The organism is Bradyrhizobium sp. USDA 3262 (assembly GCF_054060035.1).
On record NZ_JBSSCT010000001.1, the window covers coordinates 2074764 to 2098504 of the forward strand.

At 64.9% G+C, this 23741-nt stretch carries 19 protein-coding genes and 1 pseudogene; 8 read left to right on the forward strand and 12 right to left on the reverse strand.

Features of this window, described 5'->3' with window-relative positions:
• Positions 1 to 185: 185 nt before the first annotated feature.
• Genes ACVWYP_RS09550 through ACVWYP_RS09570 form a run of 5 tightly spaced genes read left to right on the forward strand, consistent with a single transcriptional unit; the run spans position 186 to position 7857 of the window.
• Positions 186 to 2042, forward strand: coding sequence for an extracellular solute-binding protein (locus tag ACVWYP_RS09550; protein ID WP_304498458.1), 1857 nt, complete (start codon positions 186 to 188; stop codon positions 2040 to 2042).
• Between the two features lie 17 nt (positions 2043 to 2059).
• Positions 2060 to 3931, forward strand: a complete 1872-nt coding sequence (locus ACVWYP_RS09555) for an extracellular solute-binding protein (protein WP_304498459.1) — start codon at positions 2060 to 2062, stop codon at positions 3929 to 3931.
• A 3-nt stretch (positions 3932 to 3934) separates the two neighbouring features.
• Positions 3935 to 5044: a microcin C ABC transporter permease YejB gene (locus tag ACVWYP_RS09560; protein ID WP_304498460.1), complete on the forward strand. Its 1110-nt coding sequence runs from the start codon at positions 3935 to 3937 to the stop codon at positions 5042 to 5044.
• On the forward strand, positions 5044 to 6228 hold the full coding sequence (locus tag ACVWYP_RS09565) for an ABC transporter permease (protein WP_028342296.1): 1185 nt from the start codon (positions 5044 to 5046) through the stop codon (positions 6226 to 6228). Before ACVWYP_RS09560 ends, ACVWYP_RS09565 begins: the two co-directional genes overlap by 1 nt.
• Before the next feature lie 3 nt (positions 6229 to 6231).
• A complete protein-coding gene (locus ACVWYP_RS09570) occupies positions 6232 to 7857 on the forward strand; it encodes an ABC transporter ATP-binding protein (RefSeq protein WP_304498461.1) in 1626 nt (541 codons plus the stop codon).
• Between the two features lie 121 nt (positions 7858 to 7978).
• Here the strand turns inward: ACVWYP_RS09570 and ACVWYP_RS09575 are convergent.
• From ACVWYP_RS09575 to ACVWYP_RS09585, 3 genes and pseudogenes are all read right to left on the reverse strand, one after another.
• Positions 7979 to 8575 (reverse strand): annotated as a pseudogene (locus tag ACVWYP_RS09575) (IS630 family transposase); the annotation flags it as partial.
• Between the two features lie 291 nt (positions 8576 to 8866).
• Entirely contained in the window at positions 8867 to 9709 is an 843-nt protein-coding gene (locus ACVWYP_RS09580; protein ID WP_304498462.1) for a C40 family peptidase, read from the reverse strand.
• Positions 9702 to 11078: a leucyl aminopeptidase family protein gene (locus ACVWYP_RS09585; protein WP_304498463.1), complete on the reverse strand. Its 1377-nt coding sequence runs from the start codon at positions 11076 to 11078 to the stop codon at positions 9702 to 9704. The genes ACVWYP_RS09580 and ACVWYP_RS09585 overlap by 8 nt, the downstream gene beginning before the upstream one ends.
• A 205-nt stretch (positions 11079 to 11283) precedes the next feature.
• Here ACVWYP_RS09585 and ACVWYP_RS09590 point away from each other — a divergent pair, with 205 nt between their 5' ends.
• A complete protein-coding gene (locus ACVWYP_RS09590) occupies positions 11284 to 12081 on the forward strand; it encodes a tetratricopeptide repeat protein (RefSeq protein WP_016842632.1) in 798 nt (265 codons plus the stop codon).
• 335 nt (positions 12082 to 12416) lie between these two features.
• On the opposite strand, the gene ACVWYP_RS09595 is transcribed toward ACVWYP_RS09590, so the two are convergent.
• The 9 genes from ACVWYP_RS09595 to ACVWYP_RS09635 form a co-directional block, all read right to left on the reverse strand.
• Positions 12417 to 13391 carry a type II secretion system F family protein gene (locus ACVWYP_RS09595; RefSeq protein WP_028342291.1) on the reverse strand — a complete coding sequence of 325 codons (975 nt, stop codon included), beginning with the start codon at positions 13389 to 13391 and terminating at the stop codon, positions 12417 to 12419.
• 9 nt (positions 13392 to 13400) lie between these two features.
• Entirely contained in the window at positions 13401 to 14378 is a 978-nt protein-coding gene (locus ACVWYP_RS09600) for a type II secretion system F family protein (RefSeq protein ID WP_028342290.1), read from the reverse strand.
• An 11-nt stretch (positions 14379 to 14389) separates the two neighbouring features.
• Positions 14390 to 15853 carry a CpaF family protein gene (locus ACVWYP_RS09605; RefSeq protein ID WP_028342289.1) on the reverse strand — a complete coding sequence of 488 codons (1464 nt, stop codon included), beginning with the start codon at positions 15851 to 15853 and terminating at the stop codon, positions 14390 to 14392.
• A 24-nt stretch (positions 15854 to 15877) separates the two neighbouring features.
• Positions 15878 to 17146: an AAA family ATPase gene (locus ACVWYP_RS09610; RefSeq protein WP_028342288.1), complete on the reverse strand. Its 1269-nt coding sequence runs from the start codon at positions 17144 to 17146 to the stop codon at positions 15878 to 15880.
• The gene (locus tag ACVWYP_RS09615) at positions 17143 to 17895 is read right to left on the reverse strand and encodes a CpaD family pilus assembly protein (protein WP_304498464.1); all 753 of its coding nucleotides are present in this window, start codon (positions 17893 to 17895) and stop codon (positions 17143 to 17145) included. The genes ACVWYP_RS09610 and ACVWYP_RS09615 overlap by 4 nt, the downstream gene beginning before the upstream one ends.
• 8 nt (positions 17896 to 17903) lie before the next feature.
• Positions 17904 to 19382, reverse strand: a complete 1479-nt coding sequence (locus tag ACVWYP_RS09620) for a type II and III secretion system protein family protein (protein ID WP_085970777.1) — start codon at positions 19380 to 19382, stop codon at positions 17904 to 17906.
• Between the two features lie 2 nt (positions 19383 to 19384).
• Entirely contained in the window at positions 19385 to 20179 is a 795-nt protein-coding gene (cpaB, locus tag ACVWYP_RS09625; protein WP_304498465.1) for a Flp pilus assembly protein CpaB, read from the reverse strand.
• Between the two features lie 127 nt (positions 20180 to 20306).
• Positions 20307 to 20831 (reverse strand): A24 family peptidase, encoded by a 525-nt coding sequence (locus ACVWYP_RS09630; RefSeq protein WP_028342284.1) that lies wholly within the window; start codon positions 20829 to 20831, stop codon positions 20307 to 20309.
• Between the two features lie 172 nt (positions 20832 to 21003).
• Positions 21004 to 21168, reverse strand: coding sequence for a Flp family type IVb pilin (locus ACVWYP_RS09635; RefSeq protein WP_016842642.1), 165 nt, complete (start codon positions 21166 to 21168; stop codon positions 21004 to 21006).
• 280 nt (positions 21169 to 21448) lie between these two features.
• Between ACVWYP_RS09635 and ACVWYP_RS09640 the strand changes: the two genes are divergently transcribed.
• Positions 21449 to 22279, forward strand: a complete 831-nt coding sequence (locus tag ACVWYP_RS09640) for a sterol desaturase family protein (RefSeq protein WP_026192176.1) — start codon at positions 21449 to 21451, stop codon at positions 22277 to 22279.
• Between the two features lie 15 nt (positions 22280 to 22294).
• On the forward strand, positions 22295 to 23740 hold the full coding sequence (locus tag ACVWYP_RS09645; RefSeq protein WP_304498466.1) for a hypothetical protein: 1446 nt from the start codon (positions 22295 to 22297) through the stop codon (positions 23738 to 23740).
• Position 23741 lies beyond the last annotated feature (1 nt).

Genomic DNA, 23741 nt, shown 5'->3' on the forward strand with positions numbered 1-23741 from the left:
GGGGTTGTTATCGGGACGTTTCGCCGCACCGATATTGTTCCCGGGCCAATATCATGAGGAAAAAGCAACGTAATTTGTCGAACCGTTGCCTTATATTGGGTCCCATGTAAGCGGGGCCGCAAGCAGGAAGACCGAATTTGGCGATCACCCGACGACACCTCCTTCAAGGCAGCGCACTGGCGGCAATGGCTCCGGCGCTCGGACTCACCACCAGCCTGTCGGCGATCACGCCGGCCTTCGCCGACGATGCCCCCAACGGGCTGAAATGGCGGCACGGCCTCTCGACCTACGGCGAAATCAAATATCCCGCCGACTTCAAGCGCTACGACTACGTCAAGCCGGACGCGCCGAAGGGCGGCGTGGTGCGGCTGTTCCAGCCCGGCACCTATGACAGCTTCAACCTCGTCGTTGCGGGGTTGAAAGGCTCCGTCTCGGCCGCTGTCGCTCGCATCTACGACTCGCTGATGGAGGCCTCGCTCGACGAGCCCGATACCTATTACGGCGAACTCGCCGAGGCGGCAGCCTTCCCCGATGATTTCTCCTATGTGATCTACCGCTTGCGGCCCGGATCGCGCTGGCATGATGGCAAGCCGGTCACGCCGGAGGACGTGATCTTCTCCTTCGAGGCGTGGAAGGCGAACAGCCCGATGTTCAGCGCCTACTACCGGCATATCGTGAAGGCCGAGAAGATCGGCGATCGCGACGTCAAGTTCACCTTCGACAGCGCAGGCAACCGCGAACTGCCGATGATTACCGGCCAGCTCACTATTTTGCCCAAGCATTGGTGGGAAGGCACCGACGCGCAGGGCAAGAAGCGTGACATCACCGCGAGCACGCTGGAGCCGCCGATCGGCTCGGGTCCCTATCGGATCAAGGAGTTCGTCGCCGGACGGTCGGTCGTGCTCGAGCGCGTCAAGGACTACTGGGGCAAGGACATTCCGATCGCGATCGGACAGAACAATTTCGACGAGCTGCGCTACGAATATTTCCGCGACGACACGGTCGCGCGCGAGGCGCTGAAGGCCGACCAGTTCGATTGGTACGGCGAGCGCAGCGCGAAGGAGTGGGCGTCGGCCTACGACGTTCCGCCGGTGCGTGAGAAGCGGTTGCTCAAGGAGCTCTTCACCGTCCGCAACCAGGGTCGGATGCAGGGCTGGGTGTTCAACCTGAGGCGCCCGAAATTCGCGGATGCCAGGCTGCGCCGCGCCTTCAACTACGCGTTCGATTTCGAAGAGATGAACCGCGTGCTTTCGACCGGCGACTATCATCGCGATTCAAGCTATTTCGACGGCATCCCCGATCTGATGGCGACCGGCCTGCCGGAAGGCAAGGAGCTCGAGATCCTAGAGACAGTGCGCGACAAGGTGCCGCCGGAAGTCTTCACGACGCCCTACAAGGATCCGGTCGGCGGCACGCCGGAGAACGTGCGCGCCAATCTGCGCGAGGCGACGCGGCTGTTGAAGGAAGCCGGCTTCGAGATTCGCGACCGCAAGCTGGTCGATTCGTCCGGTCAGCCGTTCACGGTCGAGATACTCGGCAACAGCGGCGATTCCGGTATGGAGCGGATTGCGCTGTTCTACAAGCCGAGCCTTGAGCGCCTCGGCATCACCGTCAATCTGCGTGCCGTGGACACGGTGCAGTATCAGAACCGGGTCCGCGAATACGATTTCGAGATGGTAACCCAGGTCTGGGGACAGTCGATCTCGCCCGGCAACGAGCAGCGCGACAATTTCGGCTCGCAGGCGGCCGACCGGCCCGGCTCGAACAATCTTCCCGGCATCAAGAATCCGGCGGTCGATGCCATCATCGAACGCATCATCTTCGCCACCAGCCGCGTCGATCAGGTCGCCGCCGCCAAGGCGCTGGACCGGGTCTTGCTCTGGAACTTCTATCTTGTTCCACACTTCAATTACGACAAGCAGCGCTATGTCTATTGGGATCGCTTCAGCCATCCCGACCCGCTGCCGAAATACGCTGTTTCTGGATTCCCGAATCTTTGGTGGTACGACGCCGACAAGGCGGCCAAGCTCAAGCGTTCATAAAACTCAAGGATTCGCGCATGGCGCTATTCTCCCGTCGGCACGCACTCGGTCTCGGCATCGGTGCGTTGAGTGCTGCAGGCTTGCGTGCTGCACCGGCGGCGGCCGACAACGGAACCGAGATGCACGGCATGTCGGTGTTCGGCGACCTGAAATATCCGGCGGATTTCAAGATCTTCGACTACGTCAATCCGAAGGCGCCGAAGGGCGGGGCGTTCTCGGTGATCCCGTGGGTGCGCGGTTACAACCAGTCCTACTACACGTTCAATTCGCTGAATGCCTACGTCCTCAAGGGCGAAGGCGCGCAGGGCATGGACATGACGTTCGCGACGCTGATGTCGCGCGCCAATGACGAGCCCGACGCGATGTACGGCTATGCCGCGAGTTCGGTGCAGATCTCGCCGGACAAGCTGACCTACCGCTTCACCATGCGCCCCGAGGCGCGCTTCCATGACGGCTCGAAGCTGACCGCGCAGGACGTCGCCTTCTCGCTCAATACGCTGAAGGAAAAAGGCCACCCTCTGATCCAGGTGCAGCTGCGCGACTTCGTCAAGGCCGAGGCGCCCGATGACGCGACCGTGGTGGTGACCTTCGCGGCGGGGCGCGCGCGCGACGTGCCGCTCTATGTTGCGGGCCTGCCGATCTTCTCCAAGGCCTATTACGCGAACCGGTCCTTCGAGGACTCGACGCTCGATGCGCCGCTCGGCTCGGGGCCGTACAAGGTCGGCCGGTTCGAGGTCAACCGCTACGTCGAATTCGACCGCATCAAGGACTGGTGGGGTGCCGAGCTGCCGGTCAATCGCGGCAGCTACAATTTCGACACCGTGCGTTACGAATTCTATCGCGACCGCGATGTGGCGTTCGAGGGCTTCACCTCGAAGAGTTATCTGTTCCGCGAGGAGTTCACCGCGCGCGTCTGGGCGACACGCTACGATTTCCCCGCGGTGAAGGATGGCCGCGTCAAGCGCGAGACGCTGCCCGACGATACGCCGTCCGGCGCACAGGGCTGGTTCATCAACACGCGCCGCGACAAGTTCAAGGATCCACGCGTGCGCGAGGCGCTGATCTGCGCCTTCGACTTCGAGTGGACCAACAAGACCATCATGTACGATGCCTATGCGCGCACCGTCTCGCCGTTCCAGAACTCGGATATGGTGGCGGACGGGCCTCCCTCGCCGGAGGAGCTGGCGCTGCTCGAGCCGTTCCGCGGCCAGGTGCCCGACGAAGTGTTCGGCCTGCCGTTCGTGCCGCCGATGTCCGACGGCTCCGGCCAGGATCGCGCGCTGCTGCGCAAGGCGGTGCAGCTGCTCAACGAGGCCGGCTGTGTCGTCAAGGACGGCAAGCGCGTGCTGCCGAACAGCGAGCCCATCACCATCGAATTCCTCAATGATGAGCCCTCGCTGCAGCCGCACCATGGGCCTTACATCAAGAACCTCGGCACGCTCGGCATCGAGGCAACGTTCCGCCTGGTCGACGCGGTGCAGTACCGCGCCCGGGTGGAAGATTTCGATTTCGACATGACCATGCAGCGCTTCAGCTTCTCGGCGACGCCCGGCGACAGCATGCGGCCGTTCTTCTCCTCGCACGCCGCGAAGACCAAGGGTTCCTACAATCTCGCAGGCATCGCCAATCCCGCGATCGACGTGCTGATCGAGAAGATCATCGGCGCCAACGGCCGCCATGAGCTGACGATCGCCTGCCGCGCCTTCGACCGCGTGTTCCGCGCCGGCCGCTACTGGGTGCCGCAATGGTACCGCAACACGCACCCGATCGCCTATTGGGACCAGTTCGGCCATACCGAGAAGCTGGCGAAATATGCCCAGGGCGTCGGCGCCCCGGAGAACTGGTGGTATGATGCGGCCAAGGCCGCGAAGCTCGAGCAGGCGAAGTAGCCGATGAGCGCCTATATCGCCCGACGTATCTTCCTGATGCTGCCGACGCTGCTCGGCATCCTGTTCGTCTCCTTCGTGGTCGTGCAGTTTGCCCCCGGCGGTCCGGTCGAGCGTGTCATCGCGCAGATCAACGGCGCCGACACTGGCGGCACGTCGCGGGTGTCGGGAGGTGGCGGCGATTTCGGCGCGCAGCGCGGCCAGGGCGCGGGTGCAGGCGCGGCCATCAACTCGAAATACCGCGGCGCGCAGGGCCTCGATCCCGATTTCATCAAGAAGCTCGAGGTGCAGTTCGGCTTCGACAAGCCGGCGCCGGAGCGGTTCGCGCTGATGGTGTGGAATTTCGCGCGGTTCGACTTCGGCAACAGCTATTTCCGCAGTGTCAGCGTGCTGCAGCTGATCAAGGAGAAGCTGCCGGTCTCGATGTCGCTCGGCATCTGGATGACGCTGCTGACCTATCTGATCTCGATCCCGCTCGGTATCCGCAAGGCGGTGCAGGACGGCTCGCGGTTCGATACCTGGACCTCGGCGGTGATCATCGTCGGCTTTGCGATCCCGGGCTTCCTGTTCGCGATCCTCCTGATCGTGCTGTTTGCCGGCGGCTCATTCCTCAATATCTTTCCGCTGCGCGGCCTGACCTCGGACGGCTGGGCGCAATTCCCCTGGTACTGGAAGATCATCGACTATTTCTGGCACCTGACGCTGCCGCTGGTATCGATGGCGCTCGGCGCCTTCGCCACCATGACGTTGCTGACCAAGAACTCGTTTCTCGATGAGATCCGCAAGCAATATGTGATGACCGCGCGCGCCAAGGGTTGCAGCGAGCGCCAGGTGCTCTACGGCCACATCTTCCGCAACGCCATGCTGATCGTGATCGCCGGCTTTCCGGGCGCGTTCATCCACGCGTTCTTCTCCGGCTCGCTGCTGATCGAAACCATCTTCTCGCTCGACGGGCTCGGGCTGCTTGGCTTCGAGAGCGTGTTGAACCGCGACTATCCGGTGGTGTTCGGGACGCTGTTCATCTTCTCGCTGGTCGGACTGGTGGTCAATCTGCTCTCCGATCTCGCCTATATGTGGATCGATCCCCGGATCGATTTCGAAGCGCGGGAGGTCTGATGACGATGCTCGCGCCCCAACCGGTCGAGACCTCGACGCAATCGCCGCTCGGCGAGGCGGTGCCCGCCACGCGGCACGGCTTTTCGCCGTCGCCGCTGAACAGGCGGCGCTGGCAGAACTTCAAGGCCAATCGCCGCGGCTACTGGTCGTTCTGGATCTTCCTCGTGCTGTTCGTGGCGTCGCTGTTCGCCAATTTCATCGCCAACGACAAGCCGCTGATGGTCAAATATGACGGCCGCCTGTACTGGCCGGTGATCTTCACCTACGCCGAGACCACGTTCGGCGGCGACTTCGAGACCGCAGCCGATTATCGCGATCCTTACCTGCAGAAACAGATCGCCGCCAAGGGCGGCAGCATGATCTGGCCGCCGATCCGCTACTCCTACGACAGCCGCAACCTCGACCCGCCGACGGCGGTGCCGTCGAAGCCGACCTGGCTCCTGACCGAAGAGCAGTGCAAGGACGTGGTGAAGCGGAAGGGACTGACCGGCTGCCGCGACCTCGAATACAACTGGCTCGGCACCGACGATCAGGGCCGCGACGTGGTCGCGCGGCTGATCTACGGCTTCCGTATCTCGGTGCTGTTCGGCCTGACGCTGACTATCCTGTCCTCGATCATCGGCATCGCCGCGGGCGGCGTGCAGGGCTATTTCGGCGGCTGGACCGATCTCATGTTCCAGCGGCTGATCGAGATCTGGACCGCGATCCCCTCGCTCTATCTGCTGCTGATCATCTCGGCGGTGCTGCCGCCGGGCTTCTTCATCCTGCTCGGAATCCTCCTGCTATTCTCCTGGGTCTCGCTGGTCGGCCTGGTGCGCGCCGAGTTCCTGCGCGGCCGCAACTTCGAATACATCCAGGCGGCGCGTGCGCTCGGCGTGTCCAACGGCGTGATCATGTTCCGCCATCTGCTGCCGAACGCGATGGTCGCGACCATGACGTTCCTGCCCTTCATCGTCTCGTCCTCGGTGATGACGCTGACGGCGCTGGATTTCCTCGGCTTCGGCCTGCCGCCCGGTTCGCCCTCGCTCGGCGAGTTGCTGTCGCAGGGCAAGGCCAATGTGCAGGCGCCTTGGCTCGGCCTCACCGGCTTCTTCTCGGTCGCGATCATGCTGTCGCTCCTGATCTTCATCGGCGAAGCCGCGCGCGACGCCTTCGATCCACGCAAGACGTTCTCGAAGGGCTGAGGCATGGACGCGATCAACCAGCCTTTGCTCGATGTCCGCGACCTCTCGGTCGCCTTCGGCCGCGCGCTTGCGGTCGACGGCATCTCGTTCTCGATCAAGCGCGGCGAGTGCGTCGCGCTGGTCGGCGAATCCGGTTCGGGAAAATCCGTCAGCGCGCTGTCGGTGCTGAAGCTGCTGCCCTATCCGACGGCGTCGCATCCCACCGGCGCGATCCGCTTCCGCGGCCGCGACCTCCTGACCGCGTCCGATCGGGAGATGCGCGAGGTTCGCGGCAACGACATCTCGATCATCTTCCAGGAGCCGATGACCTCGCTCAATCCGCTCCAGACCATCGAGACCCAGATCGGCGAGATCCTGTCGCTGCACAGGGGCGTCAGTGGCGCGGCAGCGCGGGCGCGGACGCTGGAGCTATTGGGCCAGGTCGGCATCCCCGAGCCGGAGACCCGGCTGAAGAGCTATCCGCACCAATTGTCCGGCGGCCAGCGCCAACGCGTGATGATCGCGATGGCGCTCGCCAACGAGCCCGATCTGTTGATCGCGGACGAGCCGACCACCGCGCTCGACGTCACCGTGCAGGCGCAGATCCTGGCGCTGCTGGCCGAGATCAGGGCGCGGCTCGGCATGAGCCTGTTGTTCATCACCCACGATCTCGGCATCGTCCGCCGCATCGCCGACACGGTCTGCGTGATGAACAACGGCAAGATCGTCGAGCAGGGGCCGGTCGAGCAGGTCTTCACCGCGCCGAAGCACGCCTATACCCAGGCGCTGCTCGCGGCCGAGCCGAAGCCCGATCCGGCGCCGCCGCAGCCGGGCGCAGCGGTCGTGATGTCGGCGGACAATCTCAAGGTCTGGTTTCCGATCAAGCGCGGGCTGTTGCGCTCGACCGTCGGCCACATCAAGGCGGTCGATGGCGTCAGCCTCGCGGTGCGCAAGGGCGAGACGCTCGGCGTGGTCGGCGAATCCGGCTCCGGCAAGACCACGCTCGGGCTCGCGCTGCTCCGGCTGATTTCGTCCGATGGTCCGATCGTGTTCCTCGGCAGCGACATCCAGGGCCTGCGCTTCAAGCAGATGCGGCCGTTCCGCCGCGACATGCAGATCGTTTTCCAGGACCCGTTCGGCTCGCTCAGCCCGCGCATGTCGGTGGCCGACATCATTGCCGAGGGCCTCGAGGTGCACCAGAAGCAGCTGTCGCGCGAGGAGCGTGAAGCGCGGGTGATCAAGGCTTTGAAGGATGTCGGGCTCGATCCCGACTGGCGCTTCCGCTATCCGCACGAATTCTCCGGCGGCCAGCGCCAGCGCATCTCGATCGCGCGCGCGGTCGTGCTGGAGCCGAATTTCGTCGTGCTGGACGAGCCGACCAGCGCGCTCGACATGCTGCTGCAGGCCCAGATGGTCGACCTGCTGCGCGACCTGCAGCGCAAGCGCGACCTCACCTACATGTTCATCTCGCACGATCTGCGCGTGGTCGCCTCGCTGGCGAGCCATTTGATCGTGATGAAATCCGGCAAGGTGGAGGAGGAGGGACCGGCTTCCGAGCTGTTCAAGAATCCGAAGAGCGAGTACACCCGCGCGCTGTTCGCCGCCGCGTTCCGTATCGAAGCGGCCGGCGACGGGGCGGTGGCGACGTAGCGAGCTTCGTAGGATGGGTAGAGCGAAGCGAAACCCATCATTCATCCGCGCGGAAGCAGCTTGATGGGTTTCGCTGCGCTCTACCCATCCTACGGCATCTCGCTTCTAAAGCGTGATGGCATTAAGTTCGATAGCCTGAATTTTTGAGGTAGTTGGCACATTCCTCGGAGGTGAAGGCGTCGAGCGCGTGGCCGATAGCGGCGCAGACTGCGTCGACGGTTCGCGCGGCGGCGTTGCGAAGCAGGTGTTTGAGCTTGGCAAAGACCTGTTCAATCGGGTTCAGATCGGGCGAGTATTTTGGCAGGAAGAAGAGCTTGGCGCCGACCGAGCGGATGAGCTGGCGAACTACCTTGCTCCTGTGGCTGCCGAGGTTGTCCAAGATGACGATATCGCCGGGTCGAAGGACGGGCAGCAGAACCTTCTCGACATAGGTGCGAAAGCTCACGCCATCGATCGGCCCTTCGATGAACCATGGCGCATCGATCCGGTCATGGCGCAAGGCCGCCAGGAAGGTCATGGTCTTCCAGCGGCCGTGAGGAACCTTGGCGTGAAGTCTGTGTCCGCGCGGCGCCCATCCCCGCAAGGGCGCCATATCGGTCCTGGTCCAGGTCTCGTCGATGAAGACCAGCCGCTCAGCTTCGTCCCACACCGAGTGGTAATCGACCTTCAGGCCGCGACGGGCGAGCTCGGCAACGAGACCACGTATGGTGAAATCGCCGTCCCCAGGGAATAAGGCTTGCCCATCCATGCCGGCCTCCTATCCAGCCAGCATGGTGAATCAGAAACACACTGATTTGGGAATCCCAAATCGATTCAACCTAAACCCATCCCGCTTTAGTCCTACGTCGTCCCCGCGCAACGGCTTCGCCGTTGTCGCTGGAGGTGCGAGCCTTGCGGCGCAATTGCGCCGCTGGGCGAGCCTCGAAGGATGCGTGGCCCGAGTGGGGCCGTCGATCTTTCGAGACGCGCGCGAGAGCGCGCTCCTCAGGATGACGGGGATGGATATTGCCTAAAGCCGCTTGATCGCGAGGACTTCGCTGCCGGCGGCTTTGATCCTGGCGATGGCGGCGTGCGTGTTCTCCAGCGCCGTTGCCATGTGATGCGCGTTGGCGTGCACGATCGTCGTCGCGTCGCGCACGATGGCGACATGGCCCTTCCAGAATATCAGGTCGCCGCGTTGCAGCTGCTTCGATTCGACAGCCGTCAATTCGCCGCCGAGCCCTTCCTGCTGCATGTCGCTGTCGCGTGGGCAACCGGTGCCGGCGGCGGTCAGCGCAATCTGCACCAGGCCGGAGCAATCGATGCCGAGGCTCGATTTGCCGCCCCACAGATACGGTGTGCCGACGAATTGCTCGGCGATCGCGACGAAATCACCTGCCATCGTGTCGAGCGGCGCGAGATGCTGGCGTGGCAGGTGCCAGCCTTCGCGGGTCAGCGCGAACGCACCGTCCTCGCGGATGATGGCGAGCTTCGTCCCCATCGCCAGCGCCTCGACCGGCGGCAGCTTGATCGACGGGCCCGGAAACGCCAGCGTGCGCAGCGCCGCGACCTTGTGCGTCGGGGCGGCGCCGGGCGTCGTCAGCGCGGCCTCGGGAATCCAGCCGACATAGCCGTCATCGGCAAGCTGGCCCCAGGCCCAGCCTTCGCCGTTGCGATCGTACACCGTGATCCGCTCGCCCCGGAGCGCCTGCGTCATCTGTTCGGCATCGCTCGCCGGCGCCTGGCGCAGCGGCGCGATCGCGTCAAAAACCTCGAAGGCCTCGCCTTCGACGAAGCGCGCGGCCTTGACCTTGCCCTCGAGATATTTCGCCGCGAGGTCGTCGCGGGCCGGCGTCAGACGGGGGTCATGCATAGCGCTGGCTCAACAATTTGTAGATCGCGCGCGCGGCCTGGCACTCGCCGCCTTCGGGACGGCCGGGCTTTGCCGACGGCGTCCAGCCGTAGATGTCGACGTGCAGCCAGCTCCTCGCATGCTCGACGAAGCGCTGCAGGAACAGCGCGCAGGTGATCGAGCCCGCGAAGCCGCCCGACGGTGCGTTGGTGATGTCGGCCGTCTTGGAGTCGAGCCAGGCGTCGTAGGCCGGCCACAGCGGCATCCGCCACAACGGGTCGTTCTCGCTCTTTGCACAAGATGCGACGTCGCCGGCAAGCGCCTCGTCATTGGTGTAGAACGGCGGCAGATCCGGGCCCAGCGCCACCCGCGCGGCGCCGGTCAGCGTGCCCAGATCGACCAGCAGATCGGGCGTCTCCTCGTCGGCGAGCGCCAGCGCGTCGGCGAGCACCAGCCGCCCTTCGGCGTCGGTGTTGCCGATCTCGACGGTGATGCCCTTGCGCGACTTGAAGATGTCGAGCGGGCGGAACGCGTTGCCGGCAACCGCGTTCTCGACCGCCGGGATCAGCACGCGCAGCCGCACCTTGAGCTTCGCGTCCATTACCATCTGGGCCAGCGCCAGCACGTTGGCGGCGCCGCCCATGTCCTTCTTCATAATGAGCATGCCGCTCGACGGCTTGAGATCGAGCCCGCCGGTATCGAAGCAGACGCCCTTGCCGACCAGCGTCACCTTCGGATGGGCGGGGTCGCCCCAGCTCAGCTCGATCAGCCGCGGCGCCCGAGTCGACGCCATGCCGACGGCGTGGATCAGCGGAAAGTTCTGCGCGAGCTCGTCACCACTGATGCAATTGAAGGCCGCACCGAACCGCGTCGCGAGGTCGCGCGCCACGTCGGCGAGCTCGGCCGGCCCCATGTCGTTGGACGGCGTGTTGATGAGGTCGCGCGCCAGCGCCGCGGCATCCGCCATCCGGGTGATCTCGGCCGTGTCGACGCCGTCGGGCGGCACCAGGCGGACTTCGGGGACCTTGTTCGCGCGATAGCGGCCGAAGCGATAGCAGCCGAGTGCGAAGGCGAGTGCGGCAAGTCTGGTGTCATGCGGTGCATTGGCGAACCGATAGACGCCCGGCGGCAGCAGGCCGGGCAGGGCGCCGGGCCGGAACGGATCGCGCGCCTTGTGGTCGGCGTCCTCGAGACCGAACAGCACTTGCGCGATGCCGCCGTCTGCCGCCGGCAGGACGAGCGATTTGCCGGGCTTGGCCGCAAAGTCATTGGCCGCCGCGAACTGCCGCGCCGGTGCCGGCAGCTCGCCCCGAATCGCATCCCATGTCGCCTTGGTGACGAAGGTGATCGGCGTGGCGGCGGTCGTGGTGGTCTCGAACACGGATGGCATGCGGCTCTCGGCTGTTCTGGCGTCGTTGGTGGCTACTACACGCCTTTCGCCACGGATGGTAGCGCGCCAACGGTTCACGCGACGTGCAGGCCGGAACCGGAGAGGCGGCTGCCCGCGCCGGCAGTTAACCGGACGTTAGGGTTAACAGTCTATTGCTGGCACACTCGGCTGGAACCGTTCGCCCGATTTCGTGAGTCACCGTGCCATGCGTCGACAGTCCAATCTGACCCGGCATCTCGCTTCCGCAGCCCTCCTGACGGTCCTGGCCGCAGGGCTTGGCGGTTGCCAGACCATGTCCGACGTGGCGGGATCGATCACGTCGCGGTCCGATCCCACGCCCGATGATCCGCGCCGCGCCGTCGAGGTCTATGGCGAGCGCTATCGCAAGAATCCCAAGGATGTCGCCGCCGCGGTCGGCTACGGCCAGGCCCTGCGGATGACCGGACAGCGCTCGCAGGCCTGCGCCGTGCTCGAGCAGGCCACGATCGCCAACCCCGGCAACAAGGCGCTGCTCGCCGCCTATGGCCGTGCGCTGGCCGACAACGGCAATTCGCAGGCTGCATTCGACGTGCTGAGCCGCGCGCACAGCCCGGACAATCCGGACTGGCGGATCCTGTCGGTGCAGGGCACCACGCTCGACAAGATGAACCGGCACGAGGAGGCGCGGCGCTATTACGCCAGTGCGCTCAGGCTGGCACCGGACGAGCCGTCGGTGCTGTCCAATCTCGGCCTGTCCTACATGCTGACCAAGGATTTGCCGAAAGCGGAAGAGACGCTGCGCCAGGCCTATGCCAGCGCCCGCGCCGACACCCGGATCCGGCAGAACCTTGCGCTGGTCGTCGGCCTGCAGGGCCGCTTCGCGGAGGCCGAAACGATCGTCAAGGCCGACCTGCCGTCGGATGAGGCCGCGGCCAACGTCGCCTATCTCCGCGACATGCTGAACCGCAAGGACGGCCCGCGGACCGCGTCGCGTGCGGCGCCGGTCGTCGCCAAGGACGACTAAACCAAACGTGGCAGCTCCACCTCCCGTGAAAAGGGGAGGTCGCTTTGCCCGCGAAAGCAAAGCGGGTGGGGATCATCTCTCCACGCGCAGCGGCGTCTGCGGCCGACCCCCATCCCGGCCTTCCCCCTTTCCGGGGGAAGGAGAAGGCAGGCCGTCATTTGGGCTATGCATACTCCAAACCTCCCCTTGAAAAGGGGAGGTCGCTTTGCTCGCGAGAGCAAAGCGGGTGGGGATCATCTCTCCATTGCGCAGCGGCGTCTGCGGCCGACCCCCATCCTGACCTTCCCCCTTTCAGGGGGAAGGAAAAGCAGTAACGCAGTCCGCTGCTGCGCAACTCAATGCATCGTGGCGATCTTGATGTAGGACGGGCCGAGGATCACGATGAACAGGCAGGGCAGGAAGAACAGGATCATCGGCACCGTCAGCTTGGGCGGCAGTGATGCGGCCTTCTTCTCGGCCTCGTTCATCCGCATGTCGCGGTTTTCCTGCGCCATCACGCGGAGGCTCTGGCCGAGCGGCGTGCCGTAGCGCTCGGACTGCTGCAAGGCCATGCACACCGACTTCACGCCTTCGAGGCCGGTGCGGCGCGCCAGGTTCTCATAGGCCGTCTTGCGATCCTGCAAATAGGACAGTTCCGCGGTCGTCAGCGCAAACTCCTCCGACAGCGCGACCGATTGCCCGGCGATCTCGTTGGCCACTTTCCGGAATGCGACCTCGACCGACATGCCCGACTCGATGCAGATCAGCAGCAGGTCGAGCGAATCCGGGAACGCGCGCTTGATCTGGAGCTGGCGCTTGGAGATTGCGTTCTTCAGGAACAGCATCGGCGCCTGCAGGCCGGCATAGGCCGCGCCGACGCAAATGCCGATCTTGAGCGTGAGCGACCAGTTCGCGCCGGCAATGAAGAACGTATAGATGATCGCGCCGATCAGCATCAGGATCGGCGTGACCGCCCGCGCTGCCAGGAAATAGACATACGGAGCGTGGCCGCGATAGCCCGCCATCACGAGCTTCTCGATCGCCGCTTCCTGGGCCAGCCATTTGGTGAGATTCAGGTCATCCACCATCTTGGAGACGGCCTGCTTCGGCGTCTGGCGCAGCGTCACCTTTTCCGACTTGGAGAGACGGTCGCGCTCGCGCTGCCGCAGGCGCTCGCGCTCGCTGGCGACCGCCTTCATGCGCTTGTTGAGATCGCCGCCGGCGAGCAGCGGCATCACCAGCGTGTAGACCGTCGCGCTTGCCGCGAAGAAGGCAAGCAGCATGGTCATGAACCTGACGTCGTGGAGCTTGGCGACCAGAATATCAATCATGCTGCACCGTCAGAAATCGAAGTTGATCATCTTCTTCATCACCAGCACGCCCATCGACATCCAGATCGCGCAGGCGACCAGCATGAGCTGGCCCATCGAATTCGTCCACAGCAGGGCGATGTAGTCCGGCGTCGTCAGGAACACGAGGATCATCACGATTGGCGGCAGTGAGCCGATGATGGCGGCGGAGGCCTTCGCTTCCATCGACATCGCCTGGATCTTCTCGGCCATCTTCTTGCGGTCGCGCAGCACCCTCGACAGGTTGCCGAGCGCTTCCGACAAATTGCCGCCGGACTTCTGCTGGATCGCGATCACGATGCCGAAGAAGTTGGCCTCTGGCAGCGGCATGCGCTCGTAGAGCCGGGCACAGGCCTCGCCGAGCGGCATGCCGATCGCCTGGGTCTCGATGATCGCAAGGAACTCGCTGCGTAGCGGTTCCGGGGCGTCGTTGACGACCGCCTTGAGCGATTCGAACAGCGGCAGGCCGGCCTTGATGCCGCGCACGATGACGTCGACGGCGTCGGGCAGCGCCTTCAGGAACGCCTTCTCTCGCCGCTTCTTCAGGAAGCCAAGCACCCAGCGCGGCAGGCCGAGACCCATGGCAAAGCCGATGCCGGCCGCGCCGAGCAGGCCTCCGCCAACCATGAAGGCCACGCCGAACCCGAACAGGCCAAGGGCGCCCGAGATCATCCAGAATTTCTGCTCCGACCAGTCCAGTCCGGCCTGCGAGATGCGCACGCCGAGCGGGACCTTCTTGTCCTTCTGACGCCGCGCCTCGAGCTCCTTCAACGATCCTTCGACCTGCTCGCGGCGGGAGCGTTGCGTGCGGTCGGCATTTCGTGTCGTCGTGGGTTCGCTGCGCGCCACCGACGCGCGGCGCGACTCGGCCTTCTTTTCCCCCGAAAGGTAGGGATACAGGAAGACCCAGGCGATGCCGCCGACCGTCGTGGCGGCGAGGAAGGCGAGAGCCAGAGTTTGCGTCTGCATCCTGCGTTCCCCTAGACCGGCGCCGGCGCGTCGGAGGCGTCGAGCGCCGCCGCAAGCCGCTTCTCTTCATTGTAGTAGCGCGCACGTTCCCAGAAGCGCGGCCGGCCGATGCCGGTCGAGCGGTGCTTGCCGATGATCTTGCCGTTGGCGTCTTCCCCGACCACGTCGTAGAGGAAGACATCCTGGGTGATGATGGTGTCGCCTTCCATGCCCATCACCTCGGTGATGTGCGTGATGCGGCGCGAACCGTCGCGCAGGCGCGCCGCCTGCACGATGATGTCGACCGAGGCGCAGATCATCTCGCGAATGGTGCGAGACGGAAGCGAGAAGCCGCCCATGGTGATCATGGATTCGCAGCGCGACAGTGCTTCGCGCGGATTGTTGGCGTGCAGCGTGCCCATCGAGCCGTCGTGGCCGGTGTTCATGGCCTGCAACAGGTCGAACGCCTCGGGGCCGCGGACTTCGCCGACGATGATGCGTTCCGGGCGCATACGCAGGCAGTTGCGGACCAGTTCGCGCATCGTCACCTGGCCCTCGCCCTCGATGTTCGGCGGCCGGGTCTCCAGCCGCACCACATGCGGCTGCTGCAGCTGAAGCTCGGCGGCGTCTTCGCAGGTGATGATGCGTTCGTCGTGCTCGATATAGTTCGTCAGGCAGTTCAGCAGCGTGGTCTTGCCCGAGCCGGTGCCGCCGGAGATGATCACGTTGCAGCGGACGCGGCCGATGATCTGCAGGATGGTCGCCCCTTCGGGGGTGATCGCGCCGAACTTGACGAGCTGCTCCAGCGTCAGCTTGTCCTTCTTGAACTTGCGGATGGTGAGCGCGGGCCCGTCGATCGCCAGCGGCGGCACGATGGCGTTGACGCGGGAACCGTCGGCGAGGCGGGCGTCGCAGATCGGCGAGGATTCGTCGACGCGCCGGCCGACCTGGCTGACGATGCGCTGGCAGATGTTGAGAAGCTGCTGGTTGTCGCGAAAGCGGATGCCGGTGCGCTGGATCTTGCCGGCGACTTCGATGAACACGGTGCCTGCGCCGTTGACCATGATGTCGGCGATGTCGTCGCGCGACAGCAGCGGCTCCAGCGGGCCATAGCCGAGCACGTCGTTGCAGATGTCGTCGAGCAGCTCCTCTTGCTCGGCGATCGACATCACGATGTTCTTGATCGCGATGATCTCGTTGACAATGTCGCGGATTTCCTCGCGCGCCGATTCGCTGTCCAGCTTGGCGAGCTGGGCAAGGTCGATCGCCTCGATCAGGGCGCCGAAGATCGTCGCCTTGACCTGGTAGTAGTTGTCCGAGCGGCGGGCTTCGACGGCGGGGGCAGGCGGTGGCTTGCTCGGTGCCAGCGGCGGCGACGAGATCGCCGGTGCGGCGGACTCGCGCGACATCGCCGGCGCGCCGGCGGGCTCCGGCGCCTGAAACGCGGGCTTGGGTGCCCGCACGTCCCCATCGTTTCCGCTACGCTTACCAAACACGACGTCTTAACTCCACGCGGACCACTATTTGGACCGCAGCTTTTCGAGCAGGGGCGACAGGAAGGACCCCCTCGGCTTCTTGGTCTCGCCGCGGCCTGTCAGCCGCTGCGCCATCTGCAGAAACATCTCGACCGCGCGGTGATTGGCGGAAATCTCGGCGATCATCTGGCCGTTGTTGGCGGCCGAACCGAAGATCTGCGGATCGAACGGGATGGCGGCGATCGGCTGGCTTTCGATCGCCTTGGCGAACTCGCCGGCTGCGATCTCGGGACGCTTCGGCACGCCGACCTGGTTCAGGCAGTACAGCGGTGCGCGGTCGTTGGGCCGCGAGGCCTTCAGCAGGTCGAACATGTTCTTGGCATTGCGCAGATTGGCGAGGTCGGGCGCCGCCACGATCAGGATGTCGTCGGCCGCGATCAACGCGCGCTTGGTCCAGCCGGACCATTGATGCGGCACGTCGAGCACGATGCAGGGCATCGTGGTCCGCAGCGTATCGAAGATCGCATCGAACGCCTCGGCGCCGAAATCGTAGACCTTGTCGAGCGTCGCCGGCGCCGCCAGCAGGCTCAGATGGTCGGTGCATTTCGACAGCAGGCGGTCGACGAAGGCGGTATCGACGCGGTCCGGCGAGAACACGGCGTCGGCGATGCCCTGCGCGGGATCCTGGTTGTAGTTGAGGCCGGCGGTGCCGAAGGCGAGGTCGAGGTCGGCGACCACTGAATCAAGCGCCAGATCGCGGGCAATCGCCCAGGCGACGTTGTGGGCGATGGTCGAGGCGCCGACGCCGCCCTTGGCACCGACGACGGCGACGATGCGGCCGACCGCCTTGGCTTCCGGCGCCGAGAACAGGTTGCAGACCGCGCGCACCACGTCGATCGCATGGGCAGGCGCAATCACGTAATCGCTGACGCCGCGGCGCACCAGCTCGCGATACAGCGTCACGTCGTTGACGCGGCCGATCACGACCACGCGGGTGCCGGCGTCGCACACTGTTGCGAGCTGATCGAGGCCGGCCAGGATGTCACCGCGGCCCTCGGTCTCGAGGATGATGACGTTGGGCGTCGGCGCCGAGCGATAGGCCTCGATGGCGGCCGCCATGCCGCCCATCTGGATCTTGAGGTGAGCCTTGGCCAGCCGGCGATCCTCGCCCGCCGACTGCACGGCGGCAGCGGTCTCGACCGTTTCGCAGAACGCCTGGACCGAAACCCGTGGCGCCGGAGCAATATGGTCGTCCGCGGCCTGCGGCGGCGCGTCCGTCTGCTCTTCGGAGTTTTGCTGCGCGTAGGTGATCATTTTCCTGTGTCGCTTAGCTTGGCCCTGTCGGACTCGGGATAAGTCGTGGCGGTGGTGGTGCCCTTGCGATACTTGTCGAAGGCGATGTTACGACGCGACGTATAGGCAGGGGTTTCCGCGCGCGGCTGCACGAGGTCGGTCGGGTCTTCGACCATGGCTGCGAGGTTGCGCTGATTGGCGCAGCCGAAATTGTAGTACTGCTTGTTCTCGATGTAGGACCCGTTGTGGATCGACGGGCCGAGATCTTCCGGCCAGAGGCCGCACGGCCCGGCGACCGCTTTCATCTTTGGATAGTTCACGCGGATCGCGGGCATCTGGCGCGGATCCTCGGGACGGTATTTGCGAACGAGGATCCCGCGCGGCGGCACGCCGGCGGCGGCGAACGTGGCCTGGATCTCGCGCAGCGATTCCTGGGCGGTCCGTGCGTTCGGCGTGTCGGCGGGAACGTCGATGGTGACGGCGCCGGTTCCCTCGCGCATCCAGTCCTGCGCCATCCCCATCACCTCGGCGCGCTGCTCCGCAGTCAGGCCGCCGCGGCTGCGGCCGACGAAGACCACGATCGAGCGATCAGCCTCGGTGACCGCGATCGGGTGACGCTGGCGATAGTCGGCCGGCGCGTTCACCATCGCGAAGCTGTTGTCGGCGGCGTGCTGGCAGGCGCCCAGCGTCATCGCGAGGCTGACGAGCGCTCCGGCGAGAGCGATGCCGCGCCGGTAACCGGCGGATGTCCTGGATATGGTCTGTGTCATCGTCCGCCTCAGTCCGTAATGAAGCCGTAAGTGCCGCGGTAATTCCGCGCCGGCTCGGTGCGGCCGGGCACGCCGTAGACGCGATTGATGCTGCCCAGCAGATCGGCCTGCGGATCGGATGCGTTGGCGAAGCCGTCATCCGGACGCGACAGGTCCTTCTGCGCCACCGCGCGAACGACATAGGGCGTCACCAGCACCATCATCTCGGTCTGGTTGTTGACGAAATCCCGGCTGCGGAACAGCGTTCCGAGCACCGGCAGCGACGCCAGCCCGGGCAGGCCATTGATCGCCTGCTTGGTCTGGTCCTGGATCAGGCCGGCCATCGCCATCGAGCCGCCCGAGGGAATTTCCAGCGTGGTCTCGGCGCGCCGGGTCTTGATCGAGGGGATCGTCGTTCCGCCGGCGCCGCCGGTCAGCGAGTTCTCGGTCGAGACTTCCGACACTTCCGTCATCACGCGCAGGCTGATCCGTCCCTCGGTCAGCACCACGGGCGTGAAGTTGAGCGAAATGCCGAATTTCTTGAAGCTGACGGTCTGAACGCAATTTCCGATCGCGCCTCCCGTCGTCGTCTGACAGGTCACGCCGGTCGGAATTGGAAATTCGCCGCCCGAGATGAAGGTCGCCGATTCGCCGGAGATCGCGGTCAGGTTCGGTTCGGCGAGCGTCCGCACCACGCCCGCGCTTTCCATGGCGCGTAGTGTCGCCGACACCGATGGAGCCGCGCCGAACGATGTGGTGAGGGCGTTACCGGGCACCAGCGCCGCGTTGTTCGCCGTGAACGGGTTGTTGTTGGTGAATTTCACCACGGTGGTGCCGTAGTTGAGGTTCGCGGTGAGGTCGATGCCGAGCTGCTTGATCAGGCTGCGCGAGACTTCGGCGACCGTCACCTTCAGCATCACCTGGTCGCGGCCGCGAACCGTGATGGAGTTCACGACCTTGTCGGCGCTGCCGACCAGCCGCGTGGCGATCTCGCCGGCCTGCTGCGCTTCGATCGGGCTCGCTGCGCTTCCGGTCAGCATGACGCCCTCGCCGACACCCTCGATCTGGATATCGGCATTCGGCAGTGCTGCGCGCAGGGCCGCGCGCACGCCGTTGAGGTCGCGCTTGACCGCGATGTCATAGGCCGCGATCTGCTGACCGGCGGCGTCGAAGAACACGATGTTGGTCTGGCCGACCGTCGCGCCGATGATGTAAGCGCGTTGCGCCGAGCGGACCACGGCATTGGCGATCTTGGGATCGGCGACCAGCACGTCCTTGATGTCCCTCGGCAGATCGATCACCACCGATTTGCCGACGCCGAGTGCGAGGAAGCGGGCGTTCATCTGGCCGTCGGCCGCGGCGGGAGCGGCGCGGTAGTCGCCCGCCACCACCGGCGTCAGTGCCGGGTTGAGCGTGAGCGCCGCGACGGCCGAGAACGACAATGCGCGGACCATGAAGGCCCGCATCGTCCGTTGAGTTGCCCCGCCCTTCATCACCTGTGTCCTCATGGTCACTTCTGCATCGTTGCCTGGTTGGCAACGCCAAAGCGGATGACGTTGATGGTCTCACCGCGTCTTTGGTGGTTGTCGTCGGTCCTGACGTCGGTCCCGTTGTTGTCGGCGATGCTGCGCAGCGCCAGCGACAGGACGCCGCTCTGGCGCGCGCGCGCCAGCGTCTCGGTCTGGTCAGGCTTCAGCTCCAGCGTCACCGTCTTGCCGATCAGTGCGTTGGTGCCGTCCTTCTCCTTCGGCGCCTGGTCGATCGCAAGGACGCGGATATTGGTCAGGATGACCTCGGAGTTGACGATGTCGGCGCCGCTGCGGTCGGGATTCTTGTCCCGCTTCGACAGCAGGACGTCGACCCGGTCGTTCGGCAGGATGAAGCCGCCGGCACCGGTCTCGGGAGAGATTTCAGTCGATACTGCCCGCATGCCGCTCGGCAGGATCGCGGCCATGAAGCCGCTTCCGTCGGCCTTGACGAGCTTCTGCTCGCGGATCGGCTCGCCCTGGATGAACGGGGCGCGCGCGATCGAGCCGGTGACGTCCTTGATGGCGTCGGCGTGGCTGTCCTTGCGCATGAAGCTGGCGCTGGCGGTCGCCGCCGGCCAGGTCTGCCACTGCAGATCTTCGGCCTTCACTGCCTGGCCGAGGCCGATGTCGGCGCGCGCGACCAGGATGTCGACTGTCGGCAGCTGGGCAACTGGCGGAGGGGCCGCCGGCTTGTCGTCGCTTCCGCTCGCCAAATAAAGCGCCGCAAGGCCGGCGCAGCCTGCAATTGCCAGGACCAGAATGCGGGCCTTATCCATTACGCTTCACTTTCCACATGACGCCGCGACGCTGCCGCCGCCGTGATGGGAGTTGACCAGCTATTCGTCAAAGCATGGTTAATGAGGCGTATCTAAATCGCCTTAACGGGCGGTTACCGCTGCTTTCTCAGCGCATCGCGAAGTGCGCGAGATCGATCGTCTTGATCCAGTCCGTCTCGGGATAGATCAGCAGGGCGCCGAGGGCGAGTGCGATGCCGTAGGGAATGCCGGTCTGCTTGTCGTGCAGGCGGCTGAGCCAGGCCTGCGACGCGAGCGGGTAGGGCAGGGGCCATTGCCGCAGCTGCAGCAAGAGCACGGTCAGCGCACCGCCGAACAGCGAGGCAAAGACCAGATAGGGCAGCAGATGCTCGAACCCGAACCACAGGCCGGCCGCGGCCGCGACCTTGGCGTCTCCACCACCGACCCAGCCCATCGCGAACATGCCGAACGCCACCACGAGAACCAGCGCGCCTGCGCCGGCATGGGTGAGGATATCGTGGACGCCCATCCCGGTCAGCGGCGCCAGGACAAAGAAGCCCGCCACCAGTGCCAGCGAAATCCGGTTCGGGATCGTCATGGTCAACAGATCGCTTGCCGCCGCAAAGGCCATCAGGGCCGGAAACAGCATCAAGCGTGCGATGTCGAGGATCATGAATTCATGCCGTCAAGCTGGAGCTGCGGTCGAGACCCGACGCTAGCGGCCAATGGTGAACAATCGGAAAAGGATTGCCGGCACCTTCAACGGAGGCTGCCGATCGGCCCCCGACAAATAGCAAAGGTCCCGGGATTGCCGGGACCTTTGATGCGAATTCGTCGAAGCCGGCTTACTTCAGCGAGCCCGAGATCGAGTTGAAGGTACCCGAGAGCTTCGTGCCGACGCCGTTGACTGCAGCGATGATCGCGATGGCGATACCGGTGGCGATCAGGCCGTACTCGATGGCGGTCGCGCCCGATTCGTCCTTCACGAAGCGCGAAACGAGGTTCTTCATAAAATCACTCCTGTGTACACGTGGCTGGTCGAACTAGATTTGGTCTCGCCGGCGTTCTCAGCACCGTGACCATTGCGGCACCCTAGTGTTGGACGATTTCGGCGCAGTTAATTTGATCGTAGAAACTCCGCGGGAACCCGCTGTTGTTGCGCACAGTAAATTTGGCATTAAGCGGTCCGCTAAAATTGCAGACTGTTGCTGCGATCGGGCGCCCGGGGCCTATTCACGGCTCCTTAAGCGCACATCTATACCCATGGGGCTTCCGTAGTATGAGGCTGCCATGTCCACCCTTCCGATCGAAGTCATCGAGATGCTCGGCCAGACGATGATGAGGGTGGTGCCGATCACGATCGGCCTCGCGCTGTTCTTCACGGTGCTGACCCACTTCTGGGCCTGCAATCCCGGCAAGCCGTGGTGGCAGAAGCGCGAGCTGGTCACGGACATCTGCTACTGGTTCTTCGTGCCGGTATTCGCCCGCGTGCTGCGCATCGGGCTGCTGGTGGTGGGCGCGGCCGCGGTGTTCGACGTGCACGGTGCCGACGAGCTGATCTCGTTCTACGAGAACGGACACGGCCCGCTGGCGCAGCTGCCGCTCTGGCTGCAATCGATCATCTTCCTGGTCGCCTCCGACTTCATGCTGTATTGGCTGCACCGGATGTTTCACGGCGGCGGCTTCTGGAAGTACCACGCCATTCATCATTCCTCCGAGGATCTCGAATGGATCTCGGCGGCGCGCTTCCATCCCGTCAATCTGCTGATCGGCACGATCTCGGTCGACGTGATCCTGCTGATGGCCGGCATCTCGCCGAACATCATGCTGTGGGTCGGTCCTTTCACCACATTCCACTCCGCCTTCGTGCACGCCAACCTGAACTGGACGCTCGGTCCGTTCAAATATGTGATCGCCACGCCGGTGTTTCATCGCTGGCATCACACCGCGCTCGAGGAGGGTGGCGACACCAATTTTGCCGGCACGTTTCCGCTCTGGGACATTCTGTTCGGGACATTCCGCATGCCCGAAGGCAAGCTTCCGGATGATTACGGCGTCGACGCCGAGCAGGGCGTGCCGGCCGAAATCGGCGGACAGCTGGCCTATCCGTTCCGTCATTGACCGGACCGTGCGCGCATGAGTGCTGAGACCGCAACCGTCCCACAGGCGCGGGCCTCGGTGTTCGCCGAAGTCCCGGCCTGGTTCTGGATGGCGTGCGGCGTCTATGCGCTGCTGCTGGTCGTCGGCGACAGGCTGCTCGCCGATTCCGACACCTACTGGCAGATTGCCGTCGGCCGGTGGATCCTCGACCACCGCGCATTGCCGTCGGTCGATATCTATTCCTTCACCAAGGCGGGTGAGCCATGGGTGTCGTCGTCCTGGCTGGCGCAGGTCCTGTTCGCGAAGGCCTACGACCTTGCCGGGTGGACCGGGCCCGCGGCGCTCGCCGCGGCCTGCGGCGCCGCCACCTTCGCACTGCTCACCGCCATCCTCAGCCGCGCGCTGCCGGCGATCTACGCCAGCCTGATCGCGCTGGCGGCGCTGGTGCTGACATGCGGGCATCTGCTGGCCCGTCCGCATGTGCTTGCGCTGCCGATCATGATGGTCTGGGCGAACGGCCTGATGGTCGCCAGCGAACGCCGCGAGGCTCCTTCGTTCTGGCTGCTGCCGCTGATCGCGCTCTGGGCCAACCTGCATGGCGGCTTTCTGTTCGGCCTGGTGCTGGCCGGCGCCTTCGCGCTCGATGCGCTGTGGAACGCCGCGCCAGCGCAAAGATTGCCGCTGGCGCTGCGCTGGGCCGCATTCGGCCTCGGCGCGCTGGCCGCGTGCTGCGTGACGCCCTATGGCTGGGGGACGATCCTCGCCTCGCTGAGGATTCTCAGCCTCGGTGAATTGCTGCATCTCATCGCGGAGTGGATGCCGGCGAGTTTCAGCCACGTCGATGCGTTCGAGCTGACCATTCTCGGCCTGATCGGCGGGGCGCTCTATTGCGGGGTGAAGCTGCCGCTGCCGCGAATCGCCCTGGCGCTGGGCCTGCTGCACATGGCGCTATCCCATGTCAGGAATCTCGAGCTCTTCGCTTTGCTGTTGCCGCTGGCCGTGCTGACGCCGGTGGCAACCCAGTTCGGCCTGCGGGCCGCAAGCGTGGTCCGGCTGAAGGCCACGCCGGCCGCGATGCTGATCGCCGCGCTCTGCGTCTCGACCTGGTTCATTGCGGCGCGCCGGGACATGTCGCCGCCGACGATCCATTCGCCCACCGCCGCCGTCGACGCGCTGAAGGCGCACAACGTGCAGCGCGTGCTCAATGATCTGCAGTTCGGCGGCTATCTGATCTGGCGCCAGGTGCCGGTGTTCGTCGACGGCCGTGCCGAGCTTTACGGCGAGAAGTTCGGGATGGCCTATTATCGTGCGCTCCAGCTCAAGGACGTCAACGGCTTCCTCGATCTGCTCAAGACCTACAGAATCGATGCGGTGATGCTCGATCCGGCCACGCCCGCCTCCAAATTTCTCGATCACATCGATGGATGGCAGCGCCTCTACGCGGACGACCGCGTGGTGGTGCATGTGCGTGGCGCCGGCTAGG

Excerpts from the sequence above, each read along its gene's own strand:
- ACVWYP_RS09550 (WP_304498458.1), top strand. The coding sequence starts at position 186 with ATGGCTCCGGCGCTCGGACTCACCACCAGCCTGTCGGCGATCACGCCG.
- ACVWYP_RS09555 (WP_304498459.1), top strand. The coding sequence starts at position 2,060 with ATGGCGCTATTCTCCCGTCGGCACGCACTCGGTCTCGGCATCGGTGCG.
- ACVWYP_RS09560 (WP_304498460.1), top strand. The coding sequence starts at position 3,935 with ATGAGCGCCTATATCGCCCGACGTATCTTCCTGATGCTGCCGACGCTG.
- ACVWYP_RS09565 (WP_028342296.1), top strand. The coding sequence starts at position 5,044 with ATGACGATGCTCGCGCCCCAACCGGTCGAGACCTCGACGCAATCGCCG.
- ACVWYP_RS09570 (WP_304498461.1), top strand. The coding sequence starts at position 6,232 with ATGGACGCGATCAACCAGCCTTTGCTCGATGTCCGCGACCTCTCGGTC.
- ACVWYP_RS09580 (WP_304498462.1), bottom strand. The coding sequence starts at position 9,709 with ATGCATGACCCCCGTCTGACGCCGGCCCGCGACGACCTCGCGGCGAAA.
- ACVWYP_RS09585 (WP_304498463.1), bottom strand. The coding sequence starts at position 11,078 with ATGCCATCCGTGTTCGAGACCACCACGACCGCCGCCACGCCGATCACC.
- ACVWYP_RS09590 (WP_016842632.1), top strand. The coding sequence starts at position 11,284 with ATGCGTCGACAGTCCAATCTGACCCGGCATCTCGCTTCCGCAGCCCTC.
- ACVWYP_RS09595 (WP_028342291.1), bottom strand. The coding sequence starts at position 13,391 with ATGATTGATATTCTGGTCGCCAAGCTCCACGACGTCAGGTTCATGACC.
- ACVWYP_RS09600 (WP_028342290.1), bottom strand. The coding sequence starts at position 14,378 with ATGCAGACGCAAACTCTGGCTCTCGCCTTCCTCGCCGCCACGACGGTC.
- ACVWYP_RS09610 (WP_028342288.1), bottom strand. The coding sequence starts at position 17,146 with ATGATCACCTACGCGCAGCAAAACTCCGAAGAGCAGACGGACGCGCCG.
- ACVWYP_RS09615 (WP_304498464.1), bottom strand. The coding sequence starts at position 17,895 with ATGACACAGACCATATCCAGGACATCCGCCGGTTACCGGCGCGGCATC.
- ACVWYP_RS09620 (WP_085970777.1), bottom strand. The coding sequence starts at position 19,382 with ATGAGGACACAGGTGATGAAGGGCGGGGCAACTCAACGGACGATGCGG.
- cpaB (WP_304498465.1), bottom strand. The coding sequence starts at position 20,179 with ATGGATAAGGCCCGCATTCTGGTCCTGGCAATTGCAGGCTGCGCCGGC.
- ACVWYP_RS09630 (WP_028342284.1), bottom strand. The coding sequence starts at position 20,831 with ATGATCCTCGACATCGCACGCTTGATGCTGTTTCCGGCCCTGATGGCC.
- ACVWYP_RS09635 (WP_016842642.1), bottom strand. The coding sequence starts at position 21,168 with ATGAAGAACCTCGTTTCGCGCTTCGTGAAGGACGAATCGGGCGCGACC.
- ACVWYP_RS09640 (WP_026192176.1), top strand. The coding sequence starts at position 21,449 with ATGTCCACCCTTCCGATCGAAGTCATCGAGATGCTCGGCCAGACGATG.
- ACVWYP_RS09645 (WP_304498466.1), top strand. The coding sequence starts at position 22,295 with ATGAGTGCTGAGACCGCAACCGTCCCACAGGCGCGGGCCTCGGTGTTC.